Source organism: Corallococcus carmarthensis (assembly GCF_003611695.1).
GTDB classification, from domain to species: domain Bacteria; phylum Myxococcota; class Myxococcia; order Myxococcales; family Myxococcaceae; genus Corallococcus; species Corallococcus carmarthensis.
In genome coordinates this window covers 44,422-71,162 of the sequence record NZ_RAWE01000025.1, presented here as the reverse complement: position 1 = coordinate 71,162, position 26,741 = coordinate 44,422, and the positions used below count along the sequence as shown (strand labels likewise).

The window sequence follows — 26,741 nt, the reverse complement described above, 5'->3', positions numbered from 1 at the left end:
GGGAGAGCCTGCGCCGGGGGGGCGGCCCGCCACAGGCGCCTGGCGGTGGCGGCCATGAACACGCCCATGGTGCCGTTGAGGTACAGCCACGCGGTGTAGACGATGCCCTTCGCGCTCCAGAACCACGCCATCATCGCCAGGTTGAGGACGTAGACGAGCGCCACCACGCCCAGCGCGGAGACGATGCCCGCCCGCCGCTTGAAGATGAGCAGCGCGATGGTGAGCGGGTTGAGCACCGTGAACAGCTCGTTCACGACGACGAACGGCATGGGCAGCGGGTCCGCCGGATCATTGGCGAAGAGGCCGTACTTCGCCACGGTGAGGATGTGGACCAGCGAGCCCACGGAGAAGCACACGAACCACACGGCCAGGATGAGGCGGTTGGGCCATGGCGAGCCCCCGCGGGATGTCTCGGATGTTTCAACGGTCATGACTTGTCCTCCAGGGCCTCGCGCAACAGCGTGGCTACGTGCTGCACGTACGGCTCCTGCATGAGCTGATGGTGTCCCCCAGGGACGTCCCTCACGTCCAGTCCCCCCCGGACCCAGGGCTCCCAGCCGCGGTGGCGGGGCACGCCCGGCGTGGGCGTCGCTTCCGTGGCGGCGAGCAGCAGCGCCGGTCCGTCGTAGGGGCTGGGGACGTAGCGGTCCATGGCGCGCAGGTTGGCCTGGTAGACGCGGAACAGGGCGCGCAATTGCTCGCGGCCCGTGGCTTCTTCCAGGAGGCGGGCCTGGATGCCCACGGCGAGGAGTGCCTCCAGCATGGCGTCGTCGTCCATGCGCTCCAGGGCCTCGTCCGCCATGGGCAGGGGCAGGGAGAAGGCCTGGGCCACGCTCCGGGCGAAGGAGACCCGCACGCTGCCGTCAGGGTCCTTCGCCTGGGCCTCGCCGGGAGGCAGCTGCACGCCGGGGACGAAGGCGTCCACGAGCGCCAGCAGCCCCACGGCCTGGCCCTGCGCGCGCAGCTGACGGGCCATCTCGAAGGCGATGACGCCGCCGAGCGACCAGCCCGCCAGGAGGTACGGCCCTTCCGGCTGCTCCGCGCGGATGGCGGACAGGTACAGGGTGGCCATCTCCTCCACGGTCTCCACCACGGCATGGCCGGCCTGGAGGCCGCGTGCCTGGAGGCCGAAGACGGGCTGATGGGGGCCCAAGAGCCGCGCCAGCTCCGGGTAGGCGAGCACGTTGCCGCCACCCGGGTGCACGAGGAACAGGGGCCGGCGGCCCGCGTCGCCCTTCTCCAGCGGGACGAGCGGCGACCACGTCTCCGTCTTGTCGCGCAGCAGCTTCGCCAGCTCCTCCACGGTGGGGTGCTGGAAGAGCGCGGCCAGGGGCACTTCGCGGCCCAGCTGTTCGCGCAGCGCGGCCACCAGACGGACCGCGAGCAGCGAGTGGCCTCCCAGCGCGAAGAAGCTGGTGCGCACCCCGACGGGCTGCACGCCGAGGACGTCCTCCCACACCTTGGCGAGCTGTGACTCCAGCGCGTCACGGGGCGCGACGAAGTCCTCGGCCTGGGACGTGGAGACATCCAGGTCCGGCAGGGCCTTGCGGTCGACCTTGCCGTTGGCGCTAAGCGGCAGCGCGGCGAGCACGCCGATGGCCGACGGCACCATGTACTCCGGCAGGCCCTTGCGCAGCTCCGTCTCCACCGCCTTCGGGTCGATGGTCTGACCCGGCTTCGCGACGAGGTACGCGACGAGCCGCTTGTCCCCGCCCACTTCGCGCACCACCACCGTGGCTTCCGCGATGCCCTCCTGCTTCAGGAGCGCCGCTTCCACTTCGCCTGGCTCGATGCGGAAGCCACGCACCTTCACCTGGAAGTCGGTGCGGCCCAGGAACTCCAGCGTGCCGTCCTCCTTCCACCGCGCCTTGTCTCCCGTGCGGTACAGACGCGCTCCGGGCTGCGTGCTGAAGCCATCCGGCACGAAGCGCTCCGCCGTGAGGTCCGCACGGTTGAGGTAGCCCCACGCCAGGCCTTCGCCTCCCACGTACAGCTCTCCCGGTACACCCACGCCCGCGACGTCTCCGCGCGCGTCCAGCACGTACGCCGTCGAGTTTCCAATCGGCTTGCCGATGGGCACCGAGGCCGTGAGCGACGTGTCACGCGTCAGCGTGTGCGTGGCGGAGAACGTGGTGTTCTCCGTCGGGCCGTAGCCGTTCACCAGCACCGCGCCTTGCGGCAGGTGCTTCAGGTGCTCCCGCACGCGCTGGGCCGGCAGCACGTCGCCTCCCGCCAGCACCTGCGACACTCCTGCCAGCGCCTCCACCTGGTGCAGCGCCATCTGCTCGTACAGCGCCGCCGTCAGCCACAGCGCGCTGATGCGCTCCTGCTTCAGCAGCGTGCCCAGTTCCTCCAGCGTCAGCGCGTGCGGCGGCGCCAGCACCAGCTTCGCCCCGTGCAGCAGCGCGCCCCAGACTTCCAACGTCGAGGCGTCGAAGGCCACTGGCGCCAGTTGCAGCCAGACTTCCTCCGGCCCGAAGCGCAGGAAGCCGTTGCCCACCACCAGCCGCGTGATGCCCCGGTGCGGAACGCACACGCCCTTCGGACGGCCCGTGCTTCCCGACGTGAACATCACGTACGCCAGGTCTTCCGCGCTCACTTCCACCCGTGGCGCTGTCACTGGCTGACGGGCGACTTCGCTCCACGCCGTGTCCAACGCCAGCGGACGGCCCGCGCTCGCGGGCAGCTTCTCCACCAGCGACTGCTGCGTCAGCGTCACTTCGACACCCGCGTCCTCCAGCATCAGCGCGATGCGCTCCGCCGGGTAGTTGCGGTCCACCGGCACGTACGCACCGCCGGCCTTCAGGATGGCCAGCAGCCCCACCACCATCTCCAACGAGCGCTCTACGTACACGCCCACTCGCGTGCCTCGCTTCACTCCCAGCCCGCTCAGGTGGTGCGCCAGCTGGTTCGCCTTCGCCTCCAGCGCCCCGTACGTCAGCGTGTCTCCGTGTGTCGCGGACTTCAGCGCCACTGCGTCCGGCGTCTTTCGCGCCTGGGCTTCGAAGCGCGCGTGCACCGGCAGCTCGCGGGGGTATTGTGTGGCCGTCTGGTTCCGGGCCTCCACGACCTGCTGACGCTCGGCCGCGCTCAGCATGGGGAGACGTGTCACCAGGGCTTCGGGATGTTCCAGCACGCCTTCCAGCAGCACGCGCAGGTGGTCCACCATGCGGCGCACCGTCGTGGCCTCGAACAGGTCGGTGCTGTACTCCACCGCTCCGCTCAGCCCCTGCGGGGTCTCCACGAAGAAGACGCTCAGGTCGAACTTCGACGTCCCGCCCGCGAGATCCACGGGCTTGAGCGTCATGCCGGGCAGCCGGGCGTCACCGACGGGCACGTTCTGGAGCGCCATCAACGACTGGAACAGCGGCGTGTGGCTGCGGCTGCGCTCGGGCTGGAGCGCCTCCACCAGCTTCTCGAACGGCACCTCCTGGTGCTCCTGCGCCTCCAGGACCGTTTCACGCACCTGCTGGAGCAGGCCCCGGAAGCTGGGGTCTCCGGACAGGTTCGTCCGCAGCACCAGCGTGTTGACGAAGAAGCCGATGAGGCCTTCCACCTCCGCCCGCGTGCGGCCCGCGATGGGCGAACCGACACTGATGTCCTCCTGGCCGCTGTAGCGCGACAGCAGCACCTGCCAGCCAGCGAGCAGCACCATGTACAGCGAGGCGCCTTCACGCTGCGCGAGGCCTTTCAGGCCCTGGGCCAGCGATTGCGGCCAGAGGAAGCCCTGGTTCGCACCCGCGTTGCCTCGCACCGCGGGACGCGGACGGTCCGTGGGCAGCTCCAACACCGGCGGCGCACCGGAGAGCTTCTGCTTCCAGTAGTCCACTTCCCGCTGGAGCGTCGTGCCTTGCAACCAGCCACGCTGCCATGCTGCGTAGTCCGCGTACTGCACCGGCAGCTCCGGCAGCGGTGACGGCTGGCCCTGAACGAACGCCGCGTAGAGCGCACTGACCTCGCGGATCAGCACGCCCAGCGACCATCCGTCCGACACGATGTGGTGCATCGTGACGGCGAGCACGTGCTCGCGAGCGTCGAGCTTCAGCAGCAGCGCCCGGATCAGCGGGCCGTGTGCCAACTCGAAGGGCCGCAGCACTTCCTGCTCCACGCGCCGCTGGACCTCGGCGGTATTCGACGACAGGTCCTCCACCACCAGCGCGAAGGCGCTGCCAGACGCGGTCTGTTGGACCGGCTCGGGGTTGCCTGCCACGAACGTCGTGCGCAGGGCCTCGTGACGACGCACGACCTCACGCAGGGCCCGCTCCAGGGCTCCGACGTCCAGGTCGCCTTCCAGCTTCACCGCCACGGGGATGTTGTAGAGCGCCGTGCCCGGCTCCAGCTGGTCGATGAACCACAGCCGCTGCTGCGCGAAGGACAGCGGCAACGGTGCTTCCCGCGACACGGGCACAAGGGCCGGTGCCTTCGCGCGTCCGGCCTTCTCCAGCCGGCGAGCGAGCGCCTCCACCGTGGGCGCTTCGAACAAGGCGCGCAGCGGCAGCTCCGCGCCCGTCTCCATGCGCACCCTCGACACCACTTGTGTCGCGAGCAGCGAGTGTCCGCCCAGGGCGAAGAAGTCGTCCTTCACGCCCACCCGCGGCACTCGCAGCACTTCCGCCCAGATGGCCGCCAGCTTCGCTTCCGTCTCCGTGCGCGGCGCTTCGTACGTGCTTCCCGCCGTCGGTGCCTCCGGCTCCGGAAGGGCCTTGCGATCCACCTTGCCGTTGGAGTTCAGCGGCAGTGCCTCCAGCACCACCACCGCTCCCGGCACCATGTACTCCGGCAGCCGCTGACGCAGGCTGGCCTTCAACGCCTCCGCTTCCAGCGTCGCGCCTGCCTTCGGCGCCACGTACGCCACGAGCCGCTTCTCCGCCCCCTCCCCCTTCGCCACCACGACGACTTCCTTCACCGACTCCTGCTGCCGCAGCGCCGACTCCACTTCGCCCAGCTCGATTCGGAAGCCTCTCACCTTCACCTGGAAGTCCACACGGCCCAGGTACTCCAGCACTCCGTCCGCCCGGTACCTCACCCGGTCTCCCGTGCGGTACATGCGACTGCCCGCGGGGCCGTACTCTTCCGGCAGGAACTTCTCCGCCGTCAGCTCCGGCCTCAGCAGGTAGCCACGCGCCTGGCCTTCTCCCGCCAGGAAGAGTTCTCCAGCGACACCGACGGGCACCGGCTGGAGGTACTTGTCCAACACATATGCCCGCGTGTTGGTGAGCGGCCGGCCGATGTTCGGCACCTCCTCGCGCCCCACCAGCGACCACGTCGAGTACGTCGTGTCCTCCGACGGGCCGTACAGGTTGTACAGCTTGCGCACCGTCGGCACCGCGTACACGGCCTTTGCCAGCGTCTCCGGCAGCGCTTCACCCGCGAGGTTCACCACGCGCACCGACGGAGGCACCGCGCCCAGCCGCACCAACTGCGCCATCGCCGACGGCACCGTGTTGATGAGGGTCACCTCCGCTTCCGGCTTCTCCTCCGCCAGATGCAGCGCGTTGCGCACCACCACCACGCTGCCGCCCCTCACCAGCGGCGCGAAGAGCTCGAAGACGGAGAGGTCGAAGTTCAGGCTCGTCGCCGCCAGCACCGCCTTCGTCTCCTCCTCTTCGAACGTCTCCGTCGCCCACGCCAGGAAGGCCACGGCATTCCGGTGCGTCACCGCCACGCCCTTCGGACGGCCCGTGCTGCCTGACGTGTAGATGAAGTACGCCACGTTCTCCGGACGCACTTCCGACGTCACCGGGCAGCACGACTCCTCCGCCCACTCCTCTTCACGGTCCAGGCACACCGCCTGCGCCGTGAAGGCAGGCAGCGACTCCAGCAGGTGCGAGTGCGCCACCAACGCCGGGCCCTGCGCATCCTCCAGCAGCCAGCCCAGACGCTCCTTCGGGTAGCTCGGGTCCAGCGGCACGTACGCGCCGCCTGCCTTGAGGATGCCCAGCGTGCCCACCACCACGTCCGCCGTGCGCTCCACGCACAGGCCTACTCTCGACTCCGGGCCCACTCCCAGCTTGCGCAACTTGTGCGCCAGCTGGTTCGCCCTCGCCTCCACCTCCCGGTACGTCAGCCTCTGCTTGCCGCTCACCACCGCCACGGCTTCGGGCGTGCGCTTCGCCTGCGCTTCGAAGAGCTGCGGAATCGTCGCGTCGCGTGCGTACTCCGCCTGCGACTGGTTCCACGTCACCAGCACCTGCTGGCGCTCCGCGGGCGTGAGCATGGGCAACCGGCCCACTGCTGCTTCCGGCTTCGCCACCACGCCTTCCAGCAGCGTGCGCAGGTGCTCCACCATCCGGCGCACCGTCGTCGCCTCGAACAGGTCGGTGCTGTACTCCACCGCTCCGCTCAAGCCTTGCGGCGTCTCCGAGAAGAAGATGCTCACGTCGAACTTCGACGTGCGGCCCTCGAAGCTCATGGGTTTGAGCACCAGGCCGGGGAGATTGGACTCCTCCATCGGCACGTTCTGGAGCGACATCAACGACTGGAACAGCGGCGTGTGGCTGAGGCTGCGCTCCGGCTGCAGCGCCTCCACCAGCTTCTCGAACGGCACCTCCTGGTGCTCGTACGCCCCCAACACCGTCTCCCGCACCTGGGCGAGCAACGCACGGAAGGACTGTTCGCCCTCTACCTGGGCGCGCAGCACCAGCGTGTTGACGAAGAAGCCGATGAGGCCTTCCACCTCCGCTCGCGTGCGGCCCGCGATGGGGGAACCCACGCTGATGTCCGTCTGACCCGAGTAGCGCGACAGCAGCACCTGCCAACCCGCCAGCAGCACCATGAAGAGCGACGCGCCCTCCTTCTGGGCCAGCGCGCTCAGCCTCTGGGACAACTCCAGCGGCAGCGTGAAGCTCAGCGTCGTGCCGGCGTTCGTGCGCACCGCCGGACGCGGACGGTCCGTCGGCAGCTCCAGCACCGGCGGCGCCCCCACGAGCGACTGCTTCCAGTAATCCACCTCTCGCCGCAGGGTTTCATCCCGCAGCCAGTCGCGCTGCCACACCGCGTAGTCCGCGTACTGCACCGGCAGCTCCGGCAGCGTCAACGTCTGGCCCCTCGCCAGCGCGCTGTACATCGCTCCCAGCTCGCGCAGCAGGACACCCACGGACCAGCCGTCGGACACGGCGTGGTGCATCGTGACCACGAGCACGTGGTCGCGCGCATCAAGGCGCAGCAGCAGCGCCCGCAGGAGCGGCCCCTTCATCAGGTCGAAGGGCTTCGCCATCTCCTCCAGCACCCGGTGCCGGGCCGCTTCCTCCCGCTCGGCCCCGGAGGCCGTGAGGTCCACCGTGTTCAACGGCACGTCCACGGACGCGTGGATACGCTGGACGGGCCGCCCTGCCTCCTCTTCGAACGTCGTGCGCAGGGCTTCGTGCCGTTGCACGAGCTCACGCAGGGACTGCTCCAGCGCCCCCGCATCCAGGTCGCCCTCCAACCGCACCAGGGTGGGCACGTTGTAGAGCGAGCTGCCCGGCTCCAACTGGTCGATGAACCACAACCGCTGCTGCGCGAAGGACAGGGGCAGCGACGCGGGACGCATCCCGGCGCTCAGCATCGGCACGCCGGAGCGTTCCAGCTGCGAGAGCCGTTGCGCCAGCGCCTCCACCGTCGGCGCCTCGAACAGCAGGCGCAGCGGCATCTCCACGCCCAGCGACATGCGGATGCGCGACACCACCTGCGTCGCCAGCAGTGAGTGGCCGCCCAGCGCGAAGAAGTTGTCCTTCACGCCCACGCGCTCCAGGCGCAGCACGTCCGCCCAGATGGCCGCGAGCTTCGCCTCCGTCACGGTGCGCGGAGCCACGTAGGCACCGCTCACGTGGGCCGCCTCCGGCTCCGGCAGCGCGCGGCGGTCCACCTTGCCGTTCGCGTTGAGCGGCAGGGCGTCCAGCACCATCAGCACCGAGGGGACCATGTACTCCGGAATCCCCTGACGCAGGCCCGTGCGCAGCGTCTCCACGTCCAGCGCGTGGCCTTCCTTCGCCACGACGTAGCCCACGAGCCGCTTGTCGGCGCCCTCACCCCGCACCAGCACCACGGCCTCGCTCACGTCCGGCTGCCGCGCCAGCGCGGCTTCGACCTCGCCCAGCTCGATGCGGAAGCCGCGCACCTTCACCTGGGAGTCAATGCGGCCGACGAAGTCCAGCTGGCCGTCCGCACGCCAGCGCACGACGTCGCCCGTACGGTAGAGGCGGGCGCCCTCTTCACCAGAGAAGGCGTCCGGCACGAAGCGCTCGGCGGTGAGTCCCGGACGTCCCGCGTACCCACGCGCCACGCCCACGCCACCGATGTGCAACTCACCGCGCACGCCCACGGGCACCGGCTGCCCTTGCGGGCCGAGCACGTAGACGCGCACGTTCGCCAGCGGCTTGCCAATGGACGGCACGTTCCCATCCGCCACCACCTCGCCCAGGGTGGCGATGACGGTGGCTTCCGTCGGGCCATACGAATTGAGCAAGCGCCGCCCCGGAGCCCAACGCGCGACGACGTCCGCGGGCAGGGCCTCACCGCCGGAGATGACGGTGCGCACGTGGGGCAGCCCCTCGGGGGACGTGGCCGCCAGCGCCGCGGGGGTGAGGCTGACGACGCTCAACTCCTGCTCACGCAGCAGCACGGGTAGCGGCGCGCCCGGCATCAACTTCTCCAGCGGTGCGAGCACCAGCATGGCGCCGTTGCAGAGCGTGGTGAAGATCTCCTCCACCGACAGGTCGAAGCTGAGGCTGGCGAACTGAAGCACGCGGCTGCCAGGGCCGATGCCGTACGCCACCGCTTCGTGGGTGACCAGGTTGGCCACACCACGGTGCTCCACCGCCGTGCCCTTCGGGGTCCCCGTGCTACCCGAGGTGTAGAGCAGGTACGCCATGTTCGCGGGCGTCACGCCCGTGACGGGCGCATCCGTCTGCTCCGCGGCGAGAGCGTCGCGCGCGGTGTCCAGGCAGAGCGCGCGCGCATGCAGCGCTTCCGGGAAGCGGTCCACCAGGGGTTGCTGGGTGACCAGCACCTGCGCTGCACTGTCCTCCAGCATGAAGGCCAGGCGCTCACGGGGAAGGAGCGGATCCACGGGCACCCAGGCGCCACCGGCCTTCAGAATGCCGAGCAGGCCGATGACGATGTCGAGGGAGCGCTCGACACTGAGTGCGACGCGGACTTCCGGACCCACGCCACGACGGCGCAGGGCATGGGCGAGCTGATTGGCGCGCGCATCCAGTTGCGCATAGGTCAGTTGCGCTCCCTCGAAGACAGCAGCCACGGCCTCTGGCGCGCGACGGACCTGCTCCTCGAAGAGCGAATGCATGCACGCTTCGGGGAACGGCGCCCGCGTGGCGTTCCACTCCACCAGCATCTCGCGGCGCTCGGCGGCGGTCAGCATGGGCAGGCGGGACACGTGCGTGTCCGGTCGCTCCACCGCGCCTTCGAGGAGCAGGGTCCAATGCGTGACCATCCGCTGCACGGTGCCCGCGTCGAACAGCTCCGTACTGTACTCCAGGAGGCCCGTGAGGCCGCGGGGCCCTTCCATGAGCGTCACGCTCAGGTCGAACTTCGCGATGGGGCTCTCCGCGTCCACCGGCTTGAGGGCCAGGTCCGGCAGCCGCAGCTCGCCCATGGGTACGTTCTGCAGGGCGAGCATCGTCTGGAAGAGCGGCGTATGGCTGAGGCTGCGCTCCGGCTGGAGAACCTCCACGAGCTTCTCGAACGGCACCTCCTGGTGCTCGTACGCGTCCAGCACCGTGTCGCGCACCTGGGCGAGCAGCTCGCGGAACGACAGGCGGTCCTCCACGTTCGCGCGCAGCACCAGCGTGTTGACGAAGAAGCCGATGAGTCCTTCGAGCTCCGAGCGCGTGCGGCCCGCGATGGGCGAACCCACGCTGATGTCCGTCTGCCCGGAGTAGCGCGCCATCAGCACCTGCCACCCGGCGAGCAGCACCATGTACAGCGATGCGCCCTCGCGCTGGGCCAGGGCATTGAGGCCTTCGGTCAGCCGCTGGGACAGGGGGAAGGCGTGCGTCGCTCCCGCGATGGCCCTTTGCGGAAGGCGCGGACGGTCCGTGGGCAGCTCCAGCACCGGCGGCGCGCCGGAGAGCTTCTGCTTCCAGTAACCGACCTGCCGCGCCAGCGCGTCCCCCTGGAGCCAACCGCGCTGCCACGCGGCGTAGCGCGCGTACTGCATGGGCAGCTCTGGCAGGGACGACGGGCTGCCCGTCGAGAAGGCCGCGTAGAGCGCGCCCATCTCACGCACGAGCACGCCCAGCGACCAGCCGTCCGACACGATGTGGTGCATCGTGACGACCAGGATGTGTTCGCGCTCCGAGAGCGCGAACAAGCGTGTGCGAATCAAGGGCCCGCGTCCCAGGTCGAAGGGACGCATCATCTCCTGTTCAGCCTGCCGGCGGGCTTCGGCCGCGCGGTGGGCGGCGTCGAAGGTCCGCAGGTCCACCTGCTCCAGTTCCAGCGACAGGGAGGGATGGATGACCTGGATGGCCTGGCCATCGTGCTCCGTGAACGTCGTGCGCAGGGACTCATGCCGGCGCACGACCTCTTGCAGGGAGCGCTCCAGGGCGCCCACGTCCAGCGAGCCCTCCAGCCGCACCGCCACGGGCACGTTGTAGAGCGCCGTTCCGGGCTCCATCTGCTCGATGAACCACAACCGCTGCTGCGCGAAGGAAAGCGGCGGTGCGACACCCGTGGGCACGTATCCCAGGACCGAAGTCTCGGCGCGGCCGGCCTTCTCCACCCGCTGGGACAGGGCCTCGAGGGTGGGGGCTTCGAACAGGGCGCGCAGCGGCAGCTCCGCGCCCAACCCCGTGCGGATCCGCGACGCCACCTGTGTCGCCAGCAGCGAGTGGCCGCCCAACGCGAAGAAGTCGTCTTTCACGCCCACCTGGGGAACCCGCAGCACCTCCGCCCAGATGGCCGCCAGCTTCGCTTCCGTCTCCGTGCGCGGCGCTTCGTACTCGCGCTCCGAGCGGACCGCTTCAAGCTCCGGCAAGGCCTTGCGGTCCACCTTGCCGTTGGCGCTGAGCGGCAGCGCGGCGAGCACGCCGATGGCCGACGGCACCATGTACTCCGGCAGGCCCTTGCGCAGCTCCGTCTCCACCGCCTTCGGGTCGATGGTCTGCCCCGGCTTCGCGACGAGGTACGCGACGAGCCGCTTGTCCCCGCCCACTTCGCGCACCACCACCGTGGCTTCCGCGATGCCCTCCAGCTTCAGGAGCGCCGCTTCCACTTCGCCTGGCTCGATGCGGAAGCCACGCACCTTCACCTGGAAGTCGGTGCGGCCCAGGAACTCCAGCGTGCCGTCCTCCTTCCACCGCGCCTTGTCTCCCGTGCGGTACAGCCGCGCTCCGGGCTGCGTGCTGAAGCCGTTGGGAACGAAGCGCTCCGCCGTGAGGTCCGCACGGTTGAGGTAGCCCCACGCCAGGCCTTCGCCTCCCACGTACAGCTCTCCCGGCACACCCACGCCCGCGACGTCTCCGCGCGCGTCCAGCACGTACGCCGTCGAGTTCCCAATCGGCTTGCCGATGGGCACTGACTTCCCGACCGTGCTCGCGTTCGTCAACGTGTGCGTAGCGGAGAACGTGGTGTTCTCCGTCGGGCCGTAGCCGTTCACCAGCACCGCGCCTTGCGGCAGGTGCTTCAGGTGCTCCCGCACGCGCTGGGCCGGCAGCACGTCGCCTCCCGCCAGTACCTGCGACACTCCTGCCAGCGCCTCCACCTGGTGCAGCGCCATCTGCTCGTACAGCGCCGCCGTCAGCCACAGCGCGCTGATGCGCTCCTGCTTCAGCAGCGTGCCCAGTTCCTCCAGCGTCAGCGCATGCGGCGGCGCCAGCACCAGCTTCGCCCCGTGCAGCAGCGCACCCCAGAGTTCCAACGTCGAGGCGTCGAAGGCCACCGGCGCCAGTTGCAGCCACACCTCTTCAGGCCCGAAACGCAGGAAGTCATTGCCCACCACCAGCCGCGTGATGCCCCGGTGCGGGATGCACACGCCCTTCGGACGGCCCGTGCTTCCCGACGTGAACATCACGTACGCCAGGTCTTCCGCGCTCACTTCCACCCGTGGCGCTGTCACTGGCTGACGAGCGACTTCGCTCCACACCGTGTCCAGCGCCAGCGGCCGGCCCGCGCTCGCAGGCAGCTTCTCCACCAGCGACTGCTGCGTCAGCGTCACTTCGACGCCCGCGTCCTCCAGCATCAGCGCGATGCGCTCCGCCGGGTAGTTGCGGTCCACCGGCACGTACGCACCGCCGGCCTTCAGGATGGCCAGCCCCCCCACCACCATCTCCAACGAGCGCTCCACGTACACGCCCACTCGCGTGCCTCGCTTCACTCCCAGCCCGCTCAGGTGGTGCGCCAGCTGGTTCGCCTTCGCCTCCAGCGCCCCGTACGTCAGGGTGTCTCCGTGTGTCGCGGACTTCAGCGCCACTGCGTCCGGCGTCTTCCGCGCCTGGGCTTCGAAGCGCGCGTGCACCGCGTCAGTGCCCGGGTGTTCGCCTTGTGCACGAGCCCACTGCTCCAGCAGCTGGCTTCGCTCGCCCTCGTCCAGCAGGGGCAGCCGTTCGACGCGTGTCTCGGGGTGGGCCAGCACGCCCTCCAACAGCACGCGCAGGTGCTCCACCATGCGGCGCACGGTGGCGGCCTCGAACAGGTCCGTGCCGTACTCGATGAAGACGCCCAGGCCCCTGGGCCGCTCCTCGAAGAAGATGCTCAGGTCGAACTTCGCCGTCCTGCCTTCCAGGTCCACCGACTTGAGGGTCAGCCCGGGCAGCCGGGCCTCCCCCGTGGGCAGGTTCTGGAGCGCCAGGAGGGCCTGGAACAGCGGCGTCTGGCTCCGGTCACGTTCGGGCTGGAGTGCCTCCACCAGCTTCTCGAACGGCACCTGCTGGTGCTCCTGCGCCTCCAAGACCGTCTCGCGCACCTGCTTCAACAGGGCACGGAAGGACGCGCCGCCCTCCACGTGCGTCCGCAACACCAGCGTGTTGACGAAGAAGCCGATGAGCCCTTCGACCTCCGCGCGCGTGCGGCCCGCGATGGGCGAACCGATGCTGATGTCCTCCTGCCCCGAGTACCTCGACAACACGGCCTGCCAGCCCGCCAGCAGCACCATGTACAGCGAGGCGCCCTCGCGCGTCGCCAGGTCACGAAGTCCCTGGGCGAACGCCGCCGGCCAGAGGAAGGACTGGGATGCACCCGCGTTGCCGCGTACCGCCGGGCGGGGATGATCCGTGGGCAGTTCCAGCACGGGCGCCGCGCCGGAGAGCTTCCGCTTCCAGTAGTCCACCTCCCGCTGGAGCGCTTCGCCCTGCAACTCCTGCCGCTGCCAGAGCGCGTAGTCCACGTACTGCACCGGCAACTCCGGCAAGGGCGACACACGGCCTTCCGCGAACGCCGTGTAGAGCGCGCTCACCTCGCGCACGAGCACGCTCAGCGACCAGCCGTCCGACACGATGTGGTGCATCGTGACGACGAGCACATGGTGCTGCTCCTCCAGCTTCACCAGCAACGCCCGGAACAACGGGCCGCGCAGCAGGTCGAAGGGCTTCAGGATTTCCTGCGTGATCCGCTGCCGCGCCTGGGCCTCCCGCTCCTGCGTGTCCGCGCCGGAGACCTCCACCTGTTCCAGGTTCAGGCTGATTTCCGGGTGGATGACCTGGATGGGTTGGCCGTTCTCTTCCGCGAAGGTCGTCCGCAACGCCTCATGGCGCCGCGTCACTTCGCGCAATGCCCGCTCCAGGATGTCCTGGCGCAGCGTGCCTTCCAGCCGCACCGCCACGGGCACGTTGTAGAGCGCAGTGCCCGGCTCCAGCTGATCGATGAACCACAACCGCTGCTGCGCGAAGGAAAGCAACGGGGCTGCGGTGCCCCGCACCAGTCCCATCGCCGTCACGTTCGCGCGCGCGGTCTTCTCCAACCGGCGAGCGAGCGCCTCCACAGTGGGCGCTTCGAACAACGCGCGCAGCGGCAACTCCACGCCCAACCCCGTGCGGATCCGCGACGCCACCTGTGTCGCCAGCAGCGAGTGGCCGCCCAACGCGAAGAAGTCGTCCTTCACGCCCACCTGGGGAACCCGCAGCACCTCCGCCCAGATGGCCGCCAGCTTCGCTTCCGTCTCCGTGCGCGGCGCTTCGTACTCGCGCTCCGAGCGGACCGCTTCAAGCTCCGGCAAGGCCTTGCGGTCCACCTTGCCGTTGGCGCTGAGCGGCAGCGCGGCGAGCACGCCGATGGCCGACGGCACCATGTACTCCGGCAGGCCCTTGCGCAGCTCCGTCTCCACCGCCTTCGGGTCGATGTTCTGGCCCGGCTTCGCGACGAGATACGCGACGAGCCGCTTGTCCCCGCCCACCTCGCGCACCACCACCGTGGCTTCCGCGATGCCCTGCTGGCGCAGGAGCGCGGTTTCGATTTCTCCCAGTTCGATGCGGAAGCCACGCACCTTCACCTGGAAGTCGGTGCGGCCCAGGAACTCCAGCGTGCCGTCCTCCTTCCACCGCGCCTTGTCTCCCGTGCGGTACAGACGCGCTCCGGGCTGCGTGCTGAAGGCGTTGGGAACGAAGCGCTCCGCCGTGAGGTCCGCACGGTTGAGGTAACCCCACGCCAGGCCTTCGCCTCCCACGTACAGCTCTCCCGGTACACCCACGCCCGCGACGTCTCCGCGCGCGTCCAGCACGTACGCCGTCGAGTTTCCAATCGGCTTGCCGATGGGCACCGAGGCCGTGAGCGACGTGTCACGCGTCAGCGTGTGCGTGGCGGAGAACGTGGTGTTCTCCGTCGGGCCGTAGCCGTTCACCAGCACCGCGCCTTGCGGCAGGTGCTTCAGGTGCTCCCGCACGCGCTGGGCCGGCAGCACGTCGCCTCCCGCCAGCACCTGCGACACTCCTGCCAGTGCTTCCACCTGGTGCAGCGCCATCTGCTCGTACAGCGCCGCCGTCAGCCATAGCGCGCTGATGCGCTCCTGCGTCAGCAGCGTGCCCAGTTCCTCCAGCGTCAGCGCGTGCGGCGGCGCCAGCACCAGCTTCGCCCCGTGCAGCAGCGCGCCCCACAGCTCCAGCGTCGAGGCGTCGAAGGCCACTGGCGCCAGTTGCAGCCACACCTCTTCAGGCCCGAAGCGCAGGAAGCCATTGCCCATCACCAGCCGCGTAATGCCCCGGTGCGGGATGCACACGCCCTTCGGACGGCCCGTGCTTCCCGACGTGAACATCACGTACGCCAGGTCTTCCGCGCTCACTTCCACCCGTGGCGCTGTCACTGGCTGACGAGCGACTTCGCTCCACACCGTGTCCAGCGCCAGCGGCCGGCCCGCGCTCGCAGGCAGCTTCTCCACCAGCGACTGCTGCGTCAGCGTCACTTCGACGCCCGCGTCCTCCAGCATCAGCGCGATGCGCTCCGCCGGGTAGTTGCGGTCCACCGGCACGTACGCACCGCCGGCCTTCAGGATGGCCAGCAGCCCCACCACCATCTCCAACGAGCGCTCCACGTACACGCCCACTCGCGTGCCTCGCTTCACTCCCAACTCGCGCAGGTGGTGCGCCAGCTGGTTCGCCTTCGCGTCCAGCGCCCCGTACGTCAGGGTCCCCTCCCCTCCCCCGAGCGTCAGCGCCACTGCGTCCGGCGTCTTTCGCGCCTGGGCTTCGAAGCGCGCGTGCACCGCGTCAGTGCCCGGGTGTTCGCCTTGTGCACGAGCCCACTGCTCCAGCAGCTGGCTTCGCTCGCCCTCGTCCAGCAAGGGCAGCCGTTCGACGCGTGTCTCGGGGTGGGCCAGCACGCCCTCCAACAGCACGCGCAGATGCTCCACCATGCGGCGTACGGTTCCGGCGTTGAACAGGTCGGTGCTGTACTCCACCGCTCCGCTCAACCCCTGCGGGGTCTCCGTGAAGAAGACGCTCACGTCGAACTTCGATGTGCGGCCCTCGAAGTCCACCGGCTTCAGGGTCAGGCCCGACAGGGCCACTTCACCCATGGGGACGTTCTGGAGGGCCAGGAGGGTCTGGAACAACGGCGTGTGGCTGAGGCTGCGCTCCGGCTGCAACGCTTCCACCAGCTTCTCGAACGGCACTTCCTGGTGCTCGTACGCGTCGAGCACCGTCCCCCGCACCTGCTTGAGCAGGGCCTGGAAGGACTGATCGCCCTCCACCTGGGCGCGCAGCACCAGCGTGTTGACGAAGAATCCGATGAGCCCTTCCACCTCCGCGCGTGTGCGGCCCGCGATGGGCGAGCCCACGCTGATGTCCGTCTGCCCCGAGTAGCGGGCCATCAACACCTGCCACCCCGCCAGCAACACCATGTAGAGCGATGCACCTTCGCGCTGCCCCAGGGCTCGCAGGGACTGCTCGAACTCTCGCGGCCAGAGGAACCGTTGCACGGCTCCCGTGTTGCCTCGCACCGCCGGACGCGGCCGGTCCGTAGGCAACTCCAGCACCGGCGGCGCCCCCGCCAGCGCGCGCTTCCAGTGCTCCACTTCGCGCTGCAACACCTCGCCCCGCAGGGTCTGCTGCTGCCATACCGCGTAGTCCGCGTACTGCACGGACAGCTCTGGCAGCGGCGACGAGCGCCCTTCCGCGAACGCCGAGTACAGCGCGCTCACCTCGCGCACCAACACGCCCAACGACCAGCCGTCCGACACGATGTGGTGCATCGTGAGCGACAGCACGTGCTCCTGCGCGCCCAGCTTCACCAGCATGGCTCGGGACAGGGGACCCTTGCGCAGGTCGAACGGCTTCACCATCTCCTGCTCGACCCGACGGAGGGCCTCCGCCTCCCTCTGGGACGAGTCGAAGCCCTGGAGGTCCACCACTTCCAACGGCAGGTCCGGCTCCGAGTGGATGCGCTGGATCGTCTGGCCCGCGTCCTCGACGAACGTCGTCCGCAAGGCCTCATGGCGGCGCGAGATTTCCCGCAGGACCTGCTCCAGCACCGCTGGACGCAGGCTGCCTTCCAACCGCACCACCACGGGCACGTTGTAGAGCGCCGTGCCCGGCTCCAGTTGATCGATGAACCACAACCGCTGCTGCGCGAACGACAGCGGACGCGGTCCGGCGCCCGGCACACGCACCAGGGCCTTCGCGTCCGAACGGGTGGCTTCCTCCACCCGCCGGGCGAACGACTCCAACGTCGAAGCCGCGAACAACGCGCTCAGCGGCAGCTCCACGCCCAGCTCCGAGCGAAGGCGTGACGCCACCTGCGTCGCCAGCAGCGAGTGGCCTCCCAGCGAGAAGAAATCGTCCTGCCGACCCACCTGGGAGATGCGCAGCAGCTCGGCCCAGATGGCCGCCAGACGGACCTCCGTCGTCGTGCGAGGCGCCTCGTAACGCGTCTCTGACCGCGGCACGTCCAGCGCGATCAGCGCCTTGCGGTCCACCTTGCCGTTGGCGCTGAGCGGCAGCGCGGCGAGCACGCCAATGGCCGACGGCACCATGTACTCCGGCAGGCCCTTGCGCAGCTCCAACTCCACGGCCTTCGGGTCGATGTTCTGGCCTGGCTTCGCGACGATGTATGCGACGAGCCGCTTGTCCCCGCCCACCTCGCGCACCACCACCGCGGCTTCCGCCACATGGGGATGCTGGGCAAGAGCGCCCTCCACCTCGGCCAGCTCGATACGGAAACCGCGCACCTTCACCTGGAAGTCGGTGCGGCCCAGGAACTCCAGCGTGCCGTCCTCCTTCCACCGCGCCTTGTCTCCCGTGCGGTACAGCCGCGCTCCGGGCTGCGTGCTGAAGCCATCCGGCACGAAGCGCTCCGCCGTGAGGTCCGCACGGTTGAGGTAACCCCACGCCAGGCCTTCGCCTCCCACGTACAGCTCTCCCGGTACACCCACGCCTGCCACGTCTCCGTGCGCGTCCAGCACGTACGCCGTCGAGTTTCCAATCGGCTTGCCGATGGGCACCGAGGCCGTGAGCGACGTGTCACGCGTCAGCGTGTGCGTGGCGGAGAACGTGGTGTTCTCCGTCGGGCCGTAGCCGTTCACCAGCACCGCGCCTTGCGGCAGGTGCTTCAGGTGCTCCCGCACGCGCTGGGCCGGCAGCACGTCACCGCCCGCCAGCACCTGCGACACTCCTGCCAGCGCTTCCACCTGGTGCAGCGCCATCTGCTCGTACAGCGCCGCCGTCAGCCACAGCGCGCTGATGCGCTCCTGCTTCAGCAGCGTGCCCAGCTCCTCCAGCGTCAACGCGTGCGGCGGCGCCAGCACCAGCTTCGCCCCGTGCAGCAGCGCGCCCCACAGCTCCAGCGTCGACGCGTCGAAGGCCACTGGCGCCAGTTGCAGCCAGACTTCCTCTGGCCCGAAGCGCAGGAAGCCGTTGCCCACCACCAGCCGCGTGATGCCCCGGTGCGGGATGCACACGCCCTTCGGACGGCCCGTGCTTCCCGACGTGAACATCACGTACGCCAGGTCCTCCGCGCTCACTTCCACCCGCGGCGACGACTGAGGCTGACGGGCGACTTCGCTCCACGCCGTGTCCAACGCCAGCGGACGGCCCGCGCTCGCAGGCAGCTTCTCCACCAACGACTGCTGCGTCAGCGTCACTTCGACACCCGCGTCCTCCAGCATCAGCGCGATGCGCTCCGCCGGGTAGTTGCGGTCCACCGGCACGTACGCACCGCCGGCCTTCAGGATGGCCAGCACCCCCACCACCATCTCCAACGAGCGCTCCACGTACACGCCCACTCGCGTGCCTCGCTTCACTCCCAGCCCGCTCAGGTGGTGCGCCAGCTGGTTCGCCTTCGCCTCCAGCGCCCCGTACGTCAGGGTGTCTCCGTGTGTCGCGGACTTCAGCGCCACTGCGTCCGGCGTCTTCCGCGCCTGTGCCTCGAAGAGGCCATGTACGGAGGTGGTGCGCGCAAGCAGTGTTCCGGTCCGGTTCCATTCGACCAGCAGCTGACGGCGCTCCGCATCATCCGTCAGCGGCAGCCGCATCACCGGGTCCGCAGGCCGCGCGACCGCGCCCTCGAGCATCACGCGCAGGTGTTCGCTCATGCGTCGCACGGAAGGTTCTTCGAACAGCTCGGTGCTGTACTCGATCACACCGGTCAGGCCCTGGGCCTTCTCCAGGAAGAAGAGGCTCAGGTCGAACTTGGACGTCCTGCTCTCCAGCTCCAGCAACGAGAGCTTCACGCCCGGCAGGTTGGCCTCACCGGCAGGCACGTTCTGCAGGGCGAACATGGATTGGATGATCGGCGTGTGGCTGCGGCTTCGCTCGGGATGGAGCACCTCCACCAGCTTCTCGAAGGGGATGTGCTGGTGCTCGAAGGCCTCCAGGGCGCCCTGCTTCACCCGGCGCAACAGGTGGAGGAAGTCCGGCGCGTCCGACAGGTCCGTGCGCATCACCAGCGTGTTGACGAAGAAGCCGATGAGGCTTTCCGTCTCCGCCTGCGTGCGACCCGCGACAGGCGAGCCCACGCTGACGTCCTGCTGCCCGGAGTAGCGCGACAACAGCGCCTGCCAACCCGCCAGCAACACCATGTACAGCGAGGCCCCTTCCTGTTGGGCCAGCGCGCGCAGGCTCTGGACCAGGGGTTCCTGGAGGCTGAACCGGTGGAGGGCACCGGCGTTGCCTCGCACCGCGGGCCGCGGATGATCCGTGGGGAGCTCCAGCACCGGAGGCGCCCCCGTGAGCTTCTGCTTCCAGTAGTCCACTTCCTGTTGCAGGACCTCGCCCTGCAACCAGTCGCGCTGCCACACCGCGTAGTCGGCGTACTGCACCGGCAGTTCCGGCAACGGAGACGGGAGCCCCTGGGTGAAGGCCGCGTAGAGCGCGCTCACCTCATTGACGAACACCCCCGTCGACCAGCCGTCCGAGACGATGTGGTGCACCGTCACCACGAGAACGTGCCTGCGCTCCCCCAGGTTCAGCAGCAGTGCGCGCAGCAGTGGCCCGTTCGCCAGGTCGAAGGGACGAAGAACCTCCTGCTCGATCCTCGCCCGGGCCAGGGACGCCTGTTCCTCCTCGGTGCACTCGGACAGGTCGCGCACGCCGAGCGACAAACCGACCTCCGGCCAGACCTGCTGTACCGGGCCGGAATCGCCATCCACGAAGGTCGTGCGCAGCACTTCGTGCCGGCGCACCACCTCTCGCAGCGCGCGCTCCATCACGCCAACGTTCAGCATGCCATCCAGCCGCACCGCGACCGGGATGTTGTAGAGCGGGCTGCCCGGCTCCAGCTGATCGATGAACCACAACCGCTGCTGCGCGAACGACAGCGGACGTGATGTATCACCCGACGCCCGCCGGAGGGCTCGAGTCGTCGTGTGCTTCGCCTTGTCCAGACGGGTGGCCAGGGCCTCCACCGTGGTGGCTTCGAAGAGCATGCGCAGCGGCAGCTCCACACCCAGCTCCTCGCGGATCCGGGAGACCACGCGCATCGCCATCAGCGAGTGCCCACCCAGCTCGAAGAAGCTGTCCTTCACTCCGACTCGCGGCACCCGCAGCACTTCGGCCCAGATGCCCGCCAGCGTCTTCTCGACTTCGTTCCTCGGCGCTTCGTACTCGCGCGAGGTGGCCGCCACGGCTTCCACCGCGGGCAGCGCCTTGCGGTCCACCTTCCCGTTCGGCGTCAGCGGCATCGCCTCCAGCACCTGGAGGACCGGCGGCACCATGTACTCTGGCAGCTTCACCCGCAGCCGCTCTCGCAGCGGGCCCGCTTCCACCTTCTGCCCGGGCTTCCCCACCACGTAGCCCACCAGCCGTGCTTCCGCGCCCTCTCCCCTCACCACCACCGCCGCGTCGCGCACTTCTTCCTGCTGCCGCAGCACCGCTTCGATTTCGCCCAGCTCGATGCGGTAGCCACGCACCTTCACCTGGTTGTCCGCCCGGTTGACGTATTCCAGCGTCCCGTCCGCGTGCCACCGCACGCGGTCTCCCGTCCGGTACATCCGCGCTCCCGCCACCTCACCGTGCGCCTCCGGCACGAAGCGCTCCGCCGTCAACTCAGGGCGCCCCAGGTAGCCCCGCGTCACGCCCTCACCCGCGATGTACAGCTCGCCGGGGACACCTACCGGGACGGGTTGCAGCGACGCGTCCAGCACGTAGACGCGCGTGCCCGCGATGGGGCGACCAATCGGCACCGGGCCCACGCCCTCTTCCACTTCGTGCGCCGTCGACCAGACTGTCGTCTCCGTCGGGCCGTACACGTTCCACACCGAAGCGCAGCGCTCCCGCAGCGCCTTCGCCAACTCTCTGGGCAGGGCTTCGCCGCCCGTCAGCGCCTTCACTCCCGCGCCCTTCCACCCTGCCTCCAGCAGCAGCCGCCACGTGCTCGGCGTTGCCTGGAGCACCGTCGCGCCGCTCGCCTCCAGCAGCGCGCTCAGCCTCTTGCCGTCCACCGCCGTCTCGCGCGGTGCCACCACCACCTTCGCCCCCACCGACAGCGGCAGCAGCAACTCCAACACCGCGATGTCGAAGGACAGCGTCGTCACCGCTACCAACACGTCCTGCGCCTTCAGGCCCGGTGCTTGCGCCATCGCGGACAGGAAGCGCGCCACGGCCCCATGCGGCACCTGCACGCCCTTCGGGCGTCCTGTCGTTCCCGACGTGTAGATGACGTACGCCACCGACTCCGACGCCACTTCCACGCCCAACGGGGACGAATCCTCATGCCCGTAGACGTCCGCGTCCCCGTCCAGCGACACCACCTTCGTCGTCGGCGACTCCAGCCCGGCTCGCAGTGACTGCTGTGTCACCAGCACCGCCATCCCGCTGTCGTCCCGCATGTACGCCAGCCGCTCCGGTGGGAACGACGGGTCCAGCGGCACGTAGCTGGCCCCTGTCTTCAGGATGGCCAAGAGCGCTACCACCATCGCTTCCGAGCGCTCCACGTACAGGCCCACCCGGGCCTCCGGCTTCACTCCCTGCTTCACCAGGTGCCGCGCCAGCTGGTTCGCCTTCGCTTCCAGCGCCGCGTACCCCAGCTCGCGGCCCTCGAAGACGACCGCCACCGACTCCGGCGTCTTCCTCGCCTGCGCTTCGAACGCCGAGTGCATCCCGAAGCCCACCAGCGCCTCGGGCTTCGTCTCGTTCCACTCCACCAGCAACTGCTTGCGCTCCTGCTGCGTCAGCATCGGCAGCGCATCCACGGCGGTGTCCGTGCGTGCGACCGCGTCCTCCAGGAGCACGCGCAGGTGCGCCACCATCCGCTCCATCGTCGGCGCGGCGAACAGGTCCGCGTCGTACTCCAGGTAGCCACGCAGGCCCTGCTCGCCTTCGGACACCTGCATCAACAGGTCGAACTTGGCCGTGCGCGTGTCCGGATCCAATGCGCGCAACTTCAAGCCCGGCACCGACAACGTGCCCTGCGCCGCGTTCTGCAGGACGAACATCGCCTGGAACAGCGGGCTGCGTGCCATGTCGCGCACGGGCTGGAGCGCTTCCACCAGCCGCTCGAAGGGCAGCTCCTGGTGCTCCATCGCGCCCAGGACCGTCTCACCCATCTGCCGCAGCAGTGCGCGGAACGTCATCCCCGGTACGAACCGGGCGCGCAGCACCAGCGTGTTCACGAACACGCCAATGAGCCCCTCCAACTCCGAGCGCGGACGCCCCGCCATCGGCGAGCCCACGCTCACATCATCCTGCCCGGAGTAGCGCGCGAGCACCGTCTGCCAACCCGCGAGCAACACCGCGAAGAGCGTGGTGCCCTCCTGCTTCCCCAGCGCCTTCAGCGACTCCGTCAGCTCACGCGGCCAGTGGATTGCCTGGCGCGCGCCACGGAAGCCGCGCACGGCCGGACGGGGCTTGTCCGTCATCAACTCCAGCGCGGGCGGCGCGCCGCGAAGCTGTTCGCGCCAGTACGCCAGCTGCCGGGCCTGCAAGCCTCCCTGGAACCAGTCGCGCTGCCACGCCGCGTAGTCCGCGTACTGGATGGGCAACTCCGGCAGCGGCGACGAACGGTCTTCGACATAGGCACCGTAGAGGAGCGCTACTTCCCGCACCAAAACGTCCAACGACCAGCCGTCCGAAACGATGTGGTGCAGCACCACCATCAGCAGGTGGTCCGTCTCCCCCAGCTTCACCACCGTCCCGCGGATCAGGGGACCCTTGGCGAGTTCAAAGGGACGCTGCGCCTCTTCCTCCAGCAGACGCAACGCTGAAGCCTCACGCGCCCCAACAGGCTCATCGGTGACGTCCTGCTCCACCAGCGGCAACTCCAACCGCGAGTGGATGAGCTGCACCGGCCCCGTGGCCCCTTCCGCGAAGGTCGTGCGCAGCGCTTCGTGCCGGCGCACCACTTCGCGCAGCGCGAGCTTCAAGACGCCCAGGTTCAGCGCGCCCTCCAGCCGCATCGCGACCGGAATGTTGTAGAGCGGGCTGCCCGGCTCCAGCTGGTCGAGGAACCACAGCCGCTGCTGCGCGAAAGACAACTCCAGCGGCGCTTCGCGCGGGATGCGGACCAGCGCGGGAGCCGCCGTCCGGCCTCCCTTCGCCAGTCGGCCGGCGAGGGCCTCCACCGTGGTGGCTTCGAAGAGCGCGCGCAGCGGCAGCTCCACACCCAGCTCCTCGCGGATCCGGGAGACCACGCGCATCGCCATCAGCGAGTGCCCACCCAGCTCGAAGAAGCTGTCCTTCACTCCGACTCGCGGCACCCGCAGCACTTCGGCCCAGATGCCCGCCAGCGTCTTCTCGACTTCGTTCCTCGGCGCTTCGTACTCGCGCGAGGTGGCCGCCACGGCTTCCACCGCGGGCAGCGCCTTGCGGTCCACCTTCCCGTTCGGCGTCAGCGGCATCGCCTCCAGCACCTGGAGGACCGGCGGCACCATGTACTCTGGCAGCTTCACCCGCAGCCGCTCTCGCAGCGGGCCCGCTTCCACCTTCTGCCCGGGCTTCCCCACCACGTAGCCCACCAGCCGTGCTTCCGCGCCCTCTCCCCTCACCACCACCGCCGCGTCGCGCACTTCTTCCTGCTGCCGTAGCACCGCTTCGATTTCGCCCAGCTCGATGCGGTAGCCACGCACCTTCACCTGGTTGTCCGCCCGGTTGACGTATTCCAGCGTCCCGTCCGCGTGCCACCGCACACGGTCTCCCGTGCGGTACATCCGGCTGCCCGTGGCGCCATTCACTTCCGGCAGGAACCTCTCCGCCGTCAGCTCCGGTCGCCCCAGGTAGCCTCGCGTCACGCCCTCACCCGCGATGTACAGCTCGCCAGGCACTCCTACGGGGACAGGTTGCAGCGACACGTCCAGCACGTAGACGCGCGTGCCCGCGATGGGGCGACCGATGGGCACCGGGCCCACGCCTTCCTCCACCTCGTACGCCGTCGACCAGACCGTCGTCTCCGTCGGGCCGTACACGTTCCACACCGAAGCGCAGCGCTCCCGCAGCGCCTTCGCCAACTCTCTGGGCAGGGCTTCGCCGCCCGTCAGCGCCTTCACTCCCGCGCCCTTCCACCCTGCCTCCAGCAGCAGCCTCCACGTGCTCGGCGTTGCCTGGAGCACCGTCGCTGCACTCGCCTCCAGCAGCGCGCTCAGCTTCTTGCCGTCCACCGCCGTCTCGCGCGGCGCCACCACCACCTTCGCTCCCACCGACAGCGGCAGAAGCAGCTCCAGCACCGCGATGTCGAACGACAGCGTCGTCACCGCCACCAGCACGTCCTGCGCCTTCAGGCCCGGTGCTTGCGCCATCGCGGAGAGGAAACGCGCCACCGCCCCGTGCGGCACCTGCACGCCCTTCGGGCGTCCCGTCGTTCCCGACGTGTAGATGACGTACGCCACCGACTCCGACGCCACTTCCACGCCCAACGGGGACGAATCCTCGCGCCCGTAGACGTCCGCGTCCCCGTCCAGCGACACCACCTTCGTCGTCGACGACTCCAGGCCTGCGCGCAGTGACTGCTGTGTCACCAGCACCGCCATCCCGCTGTCGTCCCGCATGTACGCCAGCCGCTCCGGAGGGAACGACGGGTCCAGCGGCACGTAGCTGGCTCCCGTCTTCAGGATGGCCAGCAGCGCCACCACCATCGCTTCCGAGCGCTCCACGTACAGGCCCACCCGGGCCTCCGGCTTTACTCCCTGCCTCACCAGGTGCCGCGCCAGCTGGTTCGCCTGGCGGTCGAGCTGTCCGAACGTCAGCGTGCGCGCCCCGAAGACGACCGCCACGGACTCCGGCGTCTTCTTCACCTGCGCTTCGAACGCCGAGTGCATCCCGAAGCCCACCAGCGCCTCGGGCTTCGTCTCGTTCCACTCCACCAGCAGCTGCTTGCGCTCCGCCTCCACCAGCAGTGGCAGCCGATCCACCTGCTCGTCGGGCCGGGCGATCACTCCCTCCAGGAGAACGCGCAGGTGGTCCACCATCCGCTCCACCGTGCGCGGAAGGAAGAGATCCACGTCGTATTCCAGGTAGCCGCGCAGGCCTTCGTCCGTCTCCGCCAGCTGCATCAGCAGGTCGAACTTCGCCGTGCGCGTCTCCAGCTCCAGCGGCTGGAGCTTCAACGCCTGGAGCGCCATCGGGCCGCGCGGCGCGTTCTGCAGCACGAACATCACCTGGAACAACGGACTGCGCCCCAGGTCACGCACGGGCTGCACGGCCTCCACGAGCTGCTCGAAGGGCAGGTCCTGGTGATCCGTCGCGCCCACCTGCGCTTCACGCACCTGGCGCAGCAACGCCCGGAACGTCATCCCCGGCGCGAACCGGGCGCGCATCACCAGCGTGTTCACGAACACGCCGATGAGCCCCTCCAGCTCCGAGCGCGTCCGGCCCGCCATCGGCGTGCCCACGCTCACGTCGTCCTGCCCCGCGTAGCGCGCGAGCACCGCCTGCCAGCCCGCGAGCAGCACCGTGAAGAGCGTGGCGCCCTCCTGCTGCCCCAGCGTCTTCAGCGACTCCGTCAGCGCCCGGGGCCACTGGACTGGCTTGCGTGCTCCCCGGAAGGCACTCACCGCCGGCCGGGGCTTGTCCGTCATCAGCTCCAACGCGGGCGGCGCGCCGCGCAGCTGTTCGCGCCAGTACCCCAGCTGCTTGTCCAGCATCGATCCCCGCAGGACGTCGCGCTGCCATACCGCGTAGTCCGCGTACTGGATGGCCAGCTCCGGCAGCGGCGACGGCTGCCCCTGCGCGAACACCCCGTAGAGCACCGCCACTTCGCGCACCAGCACGCCCAGCGACCACCCGTCCGACACGATGTGGTGCAGCACCACCATCAACAGGTGATCCGTCTCCCCCAGCTTCACCAGCAGCGCCCGCATCAGCGGACCACGGGCCAGGTCGAACGGCCGCTGCGCCCCGGATTCCACCTGACGCCAGGCCTCCGCCTCGCGCGCGCCGGCGGACACCGCCGTGACGTCGGCGTGCTCCAGCTCCAGCACCGGCACGTCGGAGATGCGCTGCACCGGCCCCGCTTCGTCCGCGTGGAACGTCGTGCGCAGTGACTCGTGACGGCGCACCACTTCGCGCAGCGCGCGCTCCAGCACCCCCACGTCCAGCACGCCCTCCAACCGGACCGCGACAGGCACGTTGTAGAGCGCGCTACCGGACTCAAGCTGATCGAGAATCCACAGCCGCTGCTGCGCGAACGACAGCTCCGCCGGCCGCGACCGGTCCCTCAGCGGGAACGCCCCCCGCGCCGGAGTCCCCGCCGCCTGCTTCTGCGCGGCCATCTTCTTCAGCAGCTCCGCGCGCTTCTCCGGGGAGAGGCTCGCGATTCGCTTCGACAGATCACTGCTGCTGCTCATCGGATTGACTCCGCACTCTGGACGCGACACGGCCCTGGAAGGACGCCCGGAACTCCGGACGCACGGCCCTCGGGTCAGTGTCAGCAGTTGTCGATCACGCGCGGCCTGC

General features: G+C 69.5%; 2 protein-coding genes. Both read right to left on the bottom strand.

The genetic code is table 11. The features are described 5' to 3' along the window. Window positions 1-431, bottom strand: a 431-nt coding sequence (locus D7X32_RS10080) for a hypothetical protein (protein WP_147450097.1), incomplete at its 3' end; no start/stop codon positions are given. Continuing rightward, window positions 428-26,632, bottom strand: coding sequence for a non-ribosomal peptide synthetase (locus D7X32_RS10075; RefSeq protein ID WP_120602305.1), 26,205 nt, complete (start codon window positions 26,630-26,632; stop codon window positions 428-430). The genes D7X32_RS10080 and D7X32_RS10075, both read right to left, overlap by 4 nt. Window positions 26,633-26,741 lie beyond the last annotated feature (109 nt).

What these genes read in the sequence shown, in the direction of transcription:
- D7X32_RS10075 (WP_120602305.1), bottom strand. Translation starts at nt 26,632, where the DNA reads ATGAGCAGCAGCAGTGATCTGTCGAAGCGAATCGCGAGCCTCTCCCCG.